At 70.7% G+C, this 11,734-nt stretch carries 10 protein-coding genes; 7 read left to right on the top strand and 3 right to left on the bottom strand.

Features of this window, described 5'->3' with window-relative positions; genetic code table 11:
• The first annotated feature begins 285 nt into the window (after positions 1-285).
• Complete coding sequence (locus tag ACIHAO_RS30630; RefSeq protein WP_396563652.1) at positions 286-1,140, top strand: SDR family oxidoreductase; 855 nt, start codon at positions 286-288, stop codon at positions 1,138-1,140.
• Here the strand turns inward: ACIHAO_RS30630 and ACIHAO_RS30625 are convergent.
• From ACIHAO_RS30625 to ACIHAO_RS30615, 3 genes are read right to left on the bottom strand one after another with little or no spacing between them, the layout of a single operon-like run.
• Entirely contained in the window at positions 1,103-2,140 is a 1,038-nt protein-coding gene (locus tag ACIHAO_RS30625; RefSeq protein WP_396563650.1) for a glycosyltransferase family 9 protein, read from the bottom strand. The two genes, ACIHAO_RS30630 and ACIHAO_RS30625, sit on opposite strands and share 38 nt — an antisense overlap.
• Positions 2,137-3,624 (bottom strand): HAD-IIIA family hydrolase, encoded by a 1,488-nt coding sequence (locus ACIHAO_RS30620; RefSeq protein ID WP_396563648.1) that lies wholly within the window; start codon positions 3,622-3,624, stop codon positions 2,137-2,139. The genes ACIHAO_RS30625 and ACIHAO_RS30620 overlap by 4 nt, the downstream gene beginning before the upstream one ends.
• A 39-nt stretch (positions 3,625-3,663) precedes the next feature.
• Positions 3,664-5,769, bottom strand: a complete 2,106-nt coding sequence (locus tag ACIHAO_RS30615) for a catalase (protein ID WP_396563646.1) — start codon at positions 5,767-5,769, stop codon at positions 3,664-3,666.
• Positions 5,770-5,894: 125 nt separating this feature from the next.
• Between ACIHAO_RS30615 and ACIHAO_RS30610 the strand changes: the two genes are divergently transcribed.
• Genes ACIHAO_RS30610 through ACIHAO_RS30585 form a run of 6 tightly spaced genes read left to right on the top strand, consistent with a single transcriptional unit; the run spans position 5,895 to position 11,606 of the window.
• Positions 5,895-7,259, top strand: a complete 1,365-nt coding sequence (locus ACIHAO_RS30610) for an aldehyde dehydrogenase family protein (RefSeq protein ID WP_396563644.1) — start codon at positions 5,895-5,897, stop codon at positions 7,257-7,259.
• Positions 7,259-8,314: an aromatic acid exporter family protein gene (locus ACIHAO_RS30605; RefSeq protein WP_396563642.1), complete on the top strand. Its 1,056-nt coding sequence runs from the start codon at positions 7,259-7,261 to the stop codon at positions 8,312-8,314. Before ACIHAO_RS30610 ends, ACIHAO_RS30605 begins: the two co-directional genes overlap by 1 nt.
• A 28-nt stretch (positions 8,315-8,342) precedes the next feature.
• Positions 8,343-9,398, top strand: a complete 1,056-nt coding sequence (locus ACIHAO_RS30600; RefSeq protein WP_396563640.1) for an NAD-dependent epimerase/dehydratase family protein — start codon at positions 8,343-8,345, stop codon at positions 9,396-9,398.
• Positions 9,395-10,204 carry a nucleotidyltransferase domain-containing protein gene (locus ACIHAO_RS30595; protein WP_396563638.1) on the top strand — a complete coding sequence of 270 codons (810 nt, stop codon included), beginning with the start codon at positions 9,395-9,397 and terminating at the stop codon, positions 10,202-10,204. Before ACIHAO_RS30600 ends, ACIHAO_RS30595 begins: the two co-directional genes overlap by 4 nt.
• The gene (locus ACIHAO_RS30590; protein WP_396563636.1) at positions 10,201-10,938 is read left to right on the top strand and encodes a metallophosphoesterase; all 738 of its coding nucleotides are present in this window, start codon (positions 10,201-10,203) and stop codon (positions 10,936-10,938) included. Before ACIHAO_RS30595 ends, ACIHAO_RS30590 begins: the two co-directional genes overlap by 4 nt.
• Positions 10,935-11,606: a phosphate signaling complex PhoU family protein gene (locus ACIHAO_RS30585; RefSeq protein ID WP_396563634.1), complete on the top strand. Its 672-nt coding sequence runs from the start codon at positions 10,935-10,937 to the stop codon at positions 11,604-11,606. The genes ACIHAO_RS30590 and ACIHAO_RS30585 overlap by 4 nt, the downstream gene beginning before the upstream one ends.
• Positions 11,607-11,734 lie beyond the last annotated feature (128 nt).

Here is an 11,734-nt window from a genome sequence, read left to right as displayed (position 1 = left end):
GCCGCCCCCCCCCCCCCCCCCCCCCCCCCGCCGGGGCGGGGGGCCTCCCCAACCCCCTTTCCCACACCCCCGATTGCTCTATGGGCCCCCCCCCCAACGCTGGACCTGGGGCGCCGGGGCTCATGGTGCCGTGGTCGCGTCGGGGTGGAGTGCTCCCAATGTGGCATTGGGGACCTGGAGCGTCCCCAATGCCACATTGGGAGCGGCGCGGCACGGGACCGGGCATGTTCGAGAAAGGGAGCTTCCGGGTAACCGTCGACGAAAGCACCCGACGGGAGGATTCCGATGCCAGAAAAGTTACGGCCGCCGCAGCAGCAGGAGCCGCCGGGCGTGACGTCGAAGATGGATCCGCTGCCTCGTGACTCCATGGAGGACTACGAGGGCCGCGGTCTGCTGAGCGGTAAGCGTGCGCTCATCACCGGCGGCGACTCCGGGATCGGCCGCGCGGTCGCCATCGCCTTCGCGAAAGAGGGCGCCGACGTGGCGATCGCCTACCTGAACGAGCACGAGGACGCGAAGTACACCGAAGAGCGCGTACGAGCCGAAGGGCGCGAGTGCCTCCTTCTTCCGGGTGACTTGGCTGAGGCGGCGCAGTGCCGCGAGATCGTCGACCGGACGGTGAACGAGCTCGGCGGCTTGGACATCCTGGTCAACAATGTCGCCACGCAGTGGCCGGTCGATTCCCCGGAAGAGCTCACCGACGAGCAGTGGACCCACACCTTCGACGTCAACATCCACAGTTTCTTCCGGGTCACCAACGCCGCCTTGCCCCATCTGGGTGAGGGCTCGGTGATCATCAACACCGGTTCGGTGAACGGCTTGCGGGGCAACAAGTCCCTGATCGACTATTCCGCGACCAAGGGTGCCGTGCACGCCTGGACGTACGCGATGGCGCAGGCATTGGCCGATCGCGGGGTGCGGATCAACTGTGTCGCGCCCGGTCCGGTGTGGACACCGTTGATCCCGTCGACGTTCCCGCCCGAGAAGGTGGAGAAGTTCGGCCTCCAGGTCCCGTACGAGCGCGCCGCTCACCCCGACGATCTCGCGCCGTCGTACGTCTTCCTGGCGTCCAATCGGCTTTCGTCGTACTACAGCGGTGAGGTCATCGCCGCGTTGGGCGGTGAGACGACACCGGGCTGAGGCGCGCGACCGCGTCGACGACGGCTTCGGGCGCGATACGGTCCAGGCACGGATGGCCGGGCACGGGGCAGACCCGGGCCCGGCTGTCTTTGCAGGCCGCGTGCTGGTCGCCGAGCACTTCGGACGGCACTCCGTACGGCGCCCAGCGCGACGACGGCACGACGGGGGCGAACAGGGAGACCACCGGCGTCCCGACGGCGGCCGCGAGATGGGCGGGGCCGGTGTTGGGTGCCACCACGACGTCCGCCCCGGCGAGTACGGCCGCCAGTTCGGACAGTCCGGTGCGGCCGCCAAGATCGAGCGCGTCCCCGGCGACTTCCTTGGTCAGTGTGCTTTCCGACGGGGACCCGGTCACGACCACGTGGTGTCCGGCGTCCAGCAACGCCCGCACGATCGCGGCCGACCGCTCGGCCGAGGGTTGCCTGGCCGGGACCGACGCGGCCGGATGGACGACCACATAGCCCTCGCCGCCGGGCCCGACGATCTCGTCCACCGAGGGCAGCGGTTCGCGGATCGCGAGACCGCCGTGGTCGCCGGGCGGCAGCGAGAATCCCGCTTCCTCGGCCAGGGAAAGCATCCGGACCGGCTCCGGCGGGTCACCCGCGACACGGTGCCGCAGATCCAGCAGCGATCCGGGGTAGTCCTCGCTGACCGCGCCGATCCACGGCACGCCGGCCATCCGCAGCAGCAGAGCCAGCGGCAGCGGTGACTGGTGGAACGACGTCAGGATCAGGGCCGCGTCGAGGGAAAGCCCGCGCAAGCGCCGGACGAGCGCGTCGGTGTCCTCCTGGGTGACCGGCGGAGGTTCGGGGTCGATCCACGGCGCGCACCAGCTGATGACCTCGTCCACGCCGGGCAGCAGTTCGCCCGCGGCGCGGCCCCGCGGCCCGGTCAGCAGGGTCACCCGTTCCGCGCCGGCCGCGACCGCGCGGACGCACGGGCCCGCGAGCAGGACGTCGCCGAGGTTGTCCATCCTCGCGACCAGGACGTTCCCCCTCATCGAGAACCCGCGACGGCCAGGTGGACGGCTTCGGCCAGGTCGCGGGCGACGGTCGCGCGGCGGCGGGCGCGATCGACCTCTTCCGGCAGGGTCCGCGCGGTCGGGATGAGGATCCCGCGGGCTCCGGCGGCGAGGGCGGCGTCGACGTCGGCACCGGTGTCGCCGATGACGACACAGCGGCGGACGTCCACGCCGAGTGCTTCCGCGGCCTGGCGCACCAGCCCCGGCGCGGGTTTCCGGCAGGCGCAACCGTCACCGTCGTCGTGCACGCAGACCTGCCACGTGCCGAACGGGCCGAGGACCTTCTCGACGCGGGCGTTCACCGCGGCCAGCCGGTCCGGGGTGATCAGTCCTTTCGCCACCCCGGACTGGTTGCTGACCACGCCGATCCTGATTCCCGCCGCCCGCACGCCGTGCAGGAGTTCCTTGGCGCCGGGAACGGGACGGACGCCGTCGGGATCGTCGAGGTAGGGCACGTCGACGATGAGGGTGTCGTCCCGGTCGAACAGCAGCGCTTGCGGCCGCCGGGACAGCCGGTGCCGCAGTTCCCCGCGTAGCCGGTGATAGCAGGCCGCGGGCGGGATGAGCACGCTGGTCAGGAGCATCCGCGACACTTCGCCAGGGGTGAGCGGCCCCGGGACGATCCGGCGCGCGGCGAACTCGGCGGTCACTCCCGCCCACACCCCGGCCGCCGCGGCCGCGGCCTTACGCCGGCCCAGCGCGAACAGCGCCGCGGCACTCACCGCGCTCACGGTGGCCAGCGCGTGCCGTTCGAGCCGTCCGTGGCCGGCTCCGGTCTGCTGCCGCCAGAGGACACCGTGCTTGTGCCGCATGAGCGCGTCGTCGGCGTTGCCCCGCTGGGCGCGCAGGCTGGCGAGCGGACCCGACCGTTTGGGCGGATGGACGGTGACGCGCTCGCCCCGCGCGATGAGGTAGCCCGCCTTGGCGACCTGCAAGGCCAGGTCCGAGTCTTCCCGGTAGGCACGGGGAAAACGTTCGTCGAAGCCGCCGACCTCGGCGAGCACGGCCCGGCGGTAGGCCATGTCCGCGGTGATCCACCGGGCCGTCTCCAGCCCGGCGGTTCCGCGTTCGTCGTCGGTCGGACGGCGGTCCGGTGGCAGCGGCACGACGAGCCGCGCCTGCGACGCCGCCGTCTCCGGACCGAGGGGGAGGAGGTCGTCGGCGAGTTTCCGCGGCCAGTCCGAGCCGATCACCACGTCGTCGTCGAGGAAGGCGATCCACTCGGTCCCGGCGCGCCGCCAGCCGGCGTTGCGGGCCGCGGCGGGACCGCGTCCGCCGGAGCGGACGACTTCGATTTCCGTACTGGACGGGGGCAGCCGTAGTTCGTCACCACCGGGCCGGTCGTCGGCCACGACGATCCGCGCGGGCCGGGGTTCGCCGGCGGCTTCGATCGCGGCCAGGAGGGTTTGGAGATTCTCCCGGCCGGTCGTCGGAATCACGATCGTGTAGTCGAGGTCGCTCACCCTCTTCCGGTACCCGGGTGCCACGGCCGCAAACGCCGGTCACGCCGGGATCGCGTCGGTCTTCCGCTGCCACGAGCGATGTTCGCCCAGCTGCGCGAGGAACGAGGCGACGAAGCCGTCGGGCAGGGTCGCCTCGGCCGCCGTGGTGGTCACCACGCCCTGGTCGACGAGTGTTTCGGCGTCGTCGGCCAGCTTCGAGGTCACCCCGGCCCGGCGCAGCAGGTCCAAACCGGAGCCGAAGGCGGCCACGGGCTTGGCGTGCTTGTAGGCCTCCGCGACGAAATGCACCGCGTACCCGTCGCGTTCGAGGAGGTTGATCGCGCCCGGACCACACGGGACGACGACGGCGTCGTAGAGCACCGAAGCCATGGTGTTGAGCTGCTTGTCGGGCCGCAGGGGATCCCCTTCGCCACCCGGCCGGAGTTCGGCCTCGGCCGGTGCCAGTACCTCGACGATCGCGCCCTGCTCGGTCAGCGCCTCGACCACGCGGCCGACGCCGATCGTGTCCACGCCGTCGGCGGCGAGCACCGCGACCTTCCGGCCGGTCGGGGCGACCGAGGGCTGGTTGAGCTGGGAAAGCGCGGGGGAGGAGCGGTCGTGGTGCGGCGTGGCCGGAGCGGCGGGCACGCTCACCCCGATCCCCTCGGCCACCTGGGCCGCCAGGTCGTGGTCGACGTTGTTGAGTTCGGCGACCGTCCGCGCCCGGACCTCCCGGTCCTCGACCTTGCCGAGTTCGAACCGGAACGCGGCGACGATGTGCTCGCGTTCGACCGGGGACATGCTGTTCCAGAACAACGTCGCCTGACTGTAGAAGTCCTTGAAGCTCTCGCTGCGCTCCCGGATCTTGTGGCCGGCCACGGCTTCGGTGTAGTGGCGGAAGACGCCGGAATCGGCGATCGCCGGGCAGCCACCGCCGAGCGAGTTCGGGAAGTAGCTCGTCCGTCCCTTGTGGACGTTCTGCTGGCCGTGCCCGTCGCGCTGGTTCGTGTGCACGTTCGCGATCGGCCGGTTCACCGGGAGCTGGGAGAAGTTCGGCCCGCCGAGCCGGATCAGCTGCGTGTCGAGGTACGAGAAGTTCCGTGCCTGCAACAGCGGGTCGTTGGTGAAGTCGATGCCGGGGACGACGTTCGCGGTGTGGAAGGCGATCTGCTCGGTCTCGGCGAAGAAGTCGTCGGGATTGCGGTCGAGGACCATCCGCCCGACCGGCCGCACGGGCACCAGTTCCTCGGGGATGATCTTCGTGGCGTCGAGCAGGTCGAAGTCGAAGTCGTGCTCGGAGTCCTCGTCCACCAGCTGGACGCCCAGTTCCCATTCCGGGTACTGCCCGGACTCGATCGCGTCCCACAGGTCACGCCGGTTGAAGTCGGGGTCCTTGCCCGCGATCTTCTGGCATTCGTCCCACACCAGGGAATGCGTGCCGAGCACGGGCTTCCAGTGGAACTTCACGAAGGTGCCCTTGCCGTCGGCGTTGACCAGCCGGAAGGTGTGGACGCCGAAGCCCTGCATCATCCGGTAGCTGCGCGGCAGCGCGCGATCGGACATCAGCCAGAGCACCATGTGCAGGCTCTCCGGTTGCAGCGAAACGAAGTCCCAGAACGTGTCGTGTGCCGACTGCGCCTGCGGGATCTCGTTGTGCGGTTCGGGTTTCACCGCGTGCACGAAGTCGGGGAACTTGATGCCGTCCTGGATGAAGAACACCGGCATGTTGTTGCCGACGAGGTCGTAATTGCCCTGCCGGGTGTAGAACTTGGTCGCGAAGCCGCGGACGTCACGGACGGTGTCGGCCGAACCGCGTGAACCCGCGACGGTGGAGAACCGCACGAACACGGGGATCTTCTCGCCGCTGGTGAGGAATTCCGCGACCGTGTAGTCGGCCAGCGCGTCGTCGTAGGCCTCGAAGAAGCCGTAGGCGCCCGCGCCGCGCGCGTGCACGACGCGCTCGGGGATGCGCTCGTGGTCGAAATGCGTGATCTTCTCGCGGGCGTGGAAGTCCTCGAGCAGCGTCGGGCCGCGGGCGCCCGCCGTCAGTGAATCGTTCGTGTGATCTACCCGGACACCCTGCTGCGTCGTCAGCGCGGACCCTTCCGGATCGACGCGGCTGCCGCCCAGTTGTTCGTCCTTCGCGTCCTCTCGATGCTGTGCCACAGATCTCGCTCCTTCGTGGTGGTGGATTCCCTCGCGGCTACCCCGGCGCGGTTTCCGCAAAACGGCCACGTGTGCGAGGCGGCGACACCGGGTAACCGGCGGGCGGGAACTTCGAGGAGGTGCGAATGACGACGGTGGACCGGCCTGCCGTACTGGAGATCCGCGACCCCGCCGACGACAGTCTCGTCGGCAGCGTCAAGACAGCGACACCCGATGGTGTGACGACGGCGATCGCGACGGCGAAACGGCGGGCCCCGGGCTGGGCCGCGACGCCTGCCGCCGAACGCGGGGTCGCGCTGAAGGACGCGGCGAGGTCGCTGCGGGGACGGGCGGGCGAACTCGCCGTCCTCATCGAAAGCGAGACCGGGAAGCCCCGCGACGAGGCCGAAGAAGGTGTCCTGGCCGGTGCCGGGACCCTGGAGCAGTACGCGGAACTGGGTCCGGTGCACCGTGGACGGTCACTGCTGGGTGATCCGTCGGCCACCGATCTGATGGTGCCGGAACCGCGGGGTGTGGTCGTCGCGCTGACGCCGTGGAACGATCCCGTCGCCGTGGCCTGCGGGCTGCTGGGTGCCGCGCTGGTCACCGGGAACACGGTGGTGCACAAGCCGAGTGAACGCTGTCCGCACACCGGCGCCTGGCTGGGGAGCGTGCTGTCGGAGGCGTTCCCGGAAGGCGTGCTGCAAACCGTTCAGGGTGACGGGAGCGTGGGCGCGGAACTGGCGGCTCACGCGGACGTCGACCTCATCGCGCACGTCGGCGGCACCGCCGCGGGCCGCTCGATCGCCGCGAGCGCGGCGCGGACGGGCGCCAAGGTGCTGCTGGAGAACGGCGGCAACGATCCGCTCGTCGTCGACGCCGGGGTGGATCCGGTCTGGGCGGCCGAGCAGGCGGCGACCGGGGCCTTCGCCAACTCCGGGCAGATCTGCGTCTCGGTCGAACGGATCCATGTGCACCAGGACGTCGCCGACGCTTTCCTCTCCGCTCTGGTCGCCGAAGCGGCCAATCGCGACCTGGCCCCGCTCGTCGACCGGCGTCACCGCGAGGGTGTGCACGCGCAGGTCACGGAGGCGATCGCGCAGGGCGCCGATCCGCTGGTGGGCGGTGTGCTCCCGGACGGCCCCGGCGCCTTCTACCCGGCGACCGTCCTCGCGGGGTGCACCCCGGGGATGCGGGTACTCACCGAGGAGACCTTCGGCCCGGTCGCCCCGGTGACGGTGGCCGCGGACTTCGAGCAGGCACTCGAACAGGCCGCCGCCGGCGACTACGGTCTCGCGGCCACGGTGCTCACCCCCTCGATGGCGCACGCGCAGCGGGCCTGGCGCGAACTCCCGGCCGGCACCGTGAAGATCAACAACGTCTTCGGCGGCGCGCCCGGCGGGGCCGCCCAGCCACGAGGAGCCAGCGGCAGCGGCTACGGCTACGGGCCGGAACTGCTCGACGAGATGACCCAGACCAAGGTCGTCCACCTGGCGCCGCCGGGGCCGTGATGGACCTCCGGAGCCGCTGGGCGGCGCCATTCGCCTGGGCCGCCCGGGCTTTCCGGGTTCCCGGGGAAGAACGCCGGAGCCTCATCCAGACCGCGAAAGCCACCGCGGCCGCGGTGATCGCATGGATCATCGCGTCTTCGGTGCTACGGCTGCCCCAACCCTTTCTCGCGCCGTACGCGGCGGTGTTCCTGGTGCAGGCCACCGTCTACCGCTCGTTGCGCGGCTGGGCGCAGCAGGTCGGCGCGGTCAGCGTGGGGGTGCTGCTCGCGGCGGGAGCCGGGCAGTTCATCCCCTCGATGACGGTGGCGCTCGGGCTGGTCATCTTCATCGGGTTGCTGATCGGCGCGTGGCGCGGCTTCGGCGATTCGGGCGTCTGGGTCGGGATCACCGGCATGCTGCTGATCTCCTACGGCAACGCGACCGAACCCATCCTGCTCGCCGACAGGCTGCTGGAAACCGCGCTGGGCGCGGCGATCGGCGCGGTGCTGAACGCGGTGATCCTGCCGCCGCTGCACGGCGAACGCCTGCGGGCGGCGACTTCCCGGCTGGCTTCGGCGATCGCCGACGTCCTCGCCGAGACCGCGGCACTGGTCCGCGACGGCGAGCCGCCCGAAGCGACCGAAGCCCTGTACGACCGCGTGCGCGACGTCCGCAGCCTGGTGGCGGAGGCGGAGGACGCGATCGGCTGGACCAGGGAAAGCCGGTACCTGAACCTGCGGGGGCGGCGTGAGGCGGGGGAGGAGCCCTTGTCGAACCTCATCTCCCTGTGGCAGCCGCTCGCCCAGCTGATCGACGCGGTGAGCGAAGCCGCCCGATGCGAGTCGCCGTTCCGGCATCCCGGCGAATACGCGCGCGGGGTGGTCGGCGACCTGCTCGAAGCGCTCGCCGAGGTGGCCCGTTCGGGCGACGCGGACAAGCTCGACCGATGCCGCAAGCTGCTCGACGAGATCGACCACCTGCTCGTCACGCCGACGGAGGAGGTCACCACCTCGATCGGGCTGGGGGCGATGGCGTTGCCCGCCCGCCGCCTCGTCCAGCGCCTCCGCGCCGATTAAGCCGGGGCGACGGCGGGTAACCGTACCCATGACCAGCAGCGGTAAGCGGATCGTGGTCACCGGCGCCACGGGCAACGTCGGGACGGCGGTGGTGCGCGCACTGGGCGCGGACCCCGAGGTCGGCTCGATCGTCGGCGTGGCGAGGCGCCCGAGTCGCTGGGAGAGCCCGAAGACCGAGTTCGTCACCGCCGACGTCGCGCGTGACGACCTCCGCGCCGTGTTCGACGGAGCCGACGCGGTGATCCACCTGGCCTGGCTCTTCCAGCCGACGCACCGGCCCGAGGTCACCTGGCGCTCCAACGTGCTGGGGTCGATCCGGGTCTTCGAAACCGTCCAGGCGATGCGGGTGCCGGCGCTGGTGTACGCGTCGTCGATCGGCGCGTACTCGCCGAGGGACGACGATCGCCCGGTGACCGAGGACTGGCCGACCCACGGATCGCCGAGTGCCGCGTACACCCGTGAAAAGGCTTATGTGGAAAGGGTTCTCGAGGCGTTCGACCGGAGTCATCCGCGGCTGCGGGTGGTGCGGGTGCGCCCGGGGTTCCTCTTCCAGAAGGCCGCCGCGCCCGAACAGCGCCGTCTGTTCGGCGGGCCGCTCGTGCCGGGCAAACTCGTGCGGCCGTCGCTGATCCCGGTGCTCCCGGACATCCCGCAGCTGCGGATCCAGACCGCGCACACCGACGACGTGGCCGACGTGTACCGTCGCTGCGCGCTCCAGGACGTCAAAGGCGCCTTCAACATCGCTGCCGATCCGGTGCTGGACACCCGTGCGCTCGCGCGGATCTTCGGCGCCAAGCCGGTGAAGGTCCCGGCGATCTTCGTCCGCCGCGCGCTCGCCGCGGCCTGGTCGCTGCATCTGATCCCGGCGACGCCGGGGCTTTTCGACGCCGTCCTGCACCTTCCGGTGATGGACTGCACGCGCGCCAGGGAAGAACTTGGCTGGACGCCGCGATACTCCTCGGAGGACGCGATCGAAGCGTTCCTCAAGGGACTGCGGGAAGGTGAAGGGTTCCCGACCGAACCGCTGAAAGCCGACGTCGGGAGGGGCCACGAACTGGCCACCGGAGTGGGGGAGCGCCCGTGAACGAGAAGGAACTGCTGCACACGCTGACCAAGGTGGTGTCCACTTTGGACAAGACGTCGGTGCGGTTCGCCGTCGCGGGCGGACTCGCCGTGTACGCGCGGGGCGGGCCGCCGTCGGATCACGACGTCGACCTCTTCCTCAAACACGAAGACATCCCTGAAGCGACGAAAGCCCTGGAAGCCGCGGGGCTGAGACGGGTGTGCCCGCCGGAGGACTGGCTCACCAAGGTCTACGACGGCGACTGTCTCGTCGACCTGATCTTCCGGCCCAACCATCGCCCGGTCACCGACGAGATGCTCGACCGCGCTTCGCTGATGCGGGTCGGGCCGACCGCCGCCCCCGTGCTCAACGGCACCGATCTGCTCGTCGACAAGGTCCTCGTCCTCAGCCCGCACCGGTGCGATTTCGGGCCGCTGCTGCGGATCGCCCGTGACCTTCGTGAACAGGTCGACTGGCACCGGGTGGCGGAAGAGACCTCTGAATCCCCGTACGCGTGGTCGTTCCTGACCCTGCTCGCGGCACTGTCCATCATCGACGGAAAGGAGCTCCCGATGCCCGCGGAAGCACCCCAGTACCTGGTCGCCAGGCTGACCAAGGCATTGGCCGAAGATCCGAGGACCGCCGAACTCGGCGTGCACGTCACCGTGCGCGGCGACCAGGTCCGGCTCGGCGGCGAGGTCCCGTGCGCCAACCGCAAGGCCGACATCGAGGCGGTCGTCTGCGAACACATCGCGGCCGAACTGGTGCACAACGACGTCCGGCTGGCCGACGTCCGCGAACCGGCGCACGCCGAGGAGATCCGGTGATCCGGGTCGCCGCGGTCGGGGACGTCCACCTCGGGGAGGACAACCGAGGCCTGCTGCGGCCGGCACTGGACAACATCGCCGAACACGCCGACGTGCTGCTGCTCGCGGGTGACCTCACCCGGCACGGCAGCATCGACGAGGCCAGGGTGGTCGCCGACGAGTTCGCCGGACTCGACGTCCCCGTGGTGTCGGTGCTCGGCAACCACGACTACCACTCGGACGCGGCCGAGACGGTCAGCGGACTGCTGGAGGAAAGCGGGATCACCGTCCTCGAAGGCTCGGCCACCACGGTGGAACTGGAAGGCGGGAAGCTCGGCGTCGCCGGGGTGAAGGGTTTCGGCGGCGGGTTCGCGGGCAAATGCGCGAGCCGGTTCGGCGAACGCGAGATGAAGGACTTCGTCGAGCACACCATGGCGGCCGCCAAGCGGCTGCGCGCCGCACTGGAAGGGCTCGAACACGAGCAACCCGACGTGACCGTCGCGCTGACGCACTACTCGCCGATTCCGGGCACACTGCACGGCGAACCGCCGGAGATCCACCCGTTCCTGGGGTCGTATCTGCTGTGCGAGCCGATCGACGACGCCCAGGTGGCGCTCGCGCTGCACGGGCACGCGCACTACGGCAGCGAGCAGGGGGTCAGCCCGGGCGGGGTCCCGGTGCGCAACGTCGCCCAGCCGGTGATCCGCGCGGCGTATGCGACGTACGTCCTCGAACCCGCGAAGGTGCCGGCATGAGGGAGCGATTCCACGGTCAACTGAGCGTCCTCGGCGACCGCCTGTCGGAGATGTGCGGCATGGCGTGCGAGGAACTACGGCTGGCCAACCGGGTCTTCCTCGACCGGGACGCCGAGGCCGCCGCGGAGGTGGCGGCGGTCGAGGCGAAGCTGAACGCGGCGCGGACCGAATGCGAGGTGGCCGCGCAGAAACTGCTCGCCCTGCAGGCGCCCGTCGCGCGGGACCTGCGGACCGTACTCGCGGCGGTGTACTGCGCCGACCGGCTGGAGCGGATGGGCGACCTCGCCCAGCACATCGCCGAACAGGCCGCTCGCGCACCGGAGTTCGCCGTCCCCGACGCGTTCGCCGGACGCTTCGGCGAGATGGCCGGGCTGGTCGTTTCGATGGCGGAAGACCTTGGTGTGGCGATCGAAGGACCGACGGCGGAGGTGTTCCCTTCGCTGGCCCGGTCCGATCAGCGCGTCGACGCGCTGTACGAGGAGCTGATGACGGTGGTGACCGGGCCGGACTGGGCCGACGGTGTCGCGCCCGCGATCTCGGTGGCACTGCTGGCGCGGTTCTACGAGCGGTTCGCGGACCAGGTCGTGTCCGTGGCGCGGCGGGTGGACTTCGCGCTCACCGGAGAACTGCCCGAATCTCCCGTGCGGGACGTTCCTGCCGGGCTCTGAGGTCGACCGGAGGGTTGCGCATCCGGGCTGGAGCGGCGGGTGCACCGGAGGGTTGGGAAAGCCACGCTAGCAACCATCACACGTGGGGAAAAAGCGTTGCGCAACTCGGGGGGGGGCGCCGACCCTGC

The sequence above is a fragment of the Amycolatopsis sp. NPDC052450 genome (assembly GCF_044547565.1).
Taxonomy (GTDB): Bacteria; Actinomycetota; Actinomycetes; order Mycobacteriales; family Pseudonocardiaceae; genus Amycolatopsis.
Note: the sequence above shows the minus strand (reverse complement) of the source record. Positions and strands in the feature narration are given on the sequence as shown.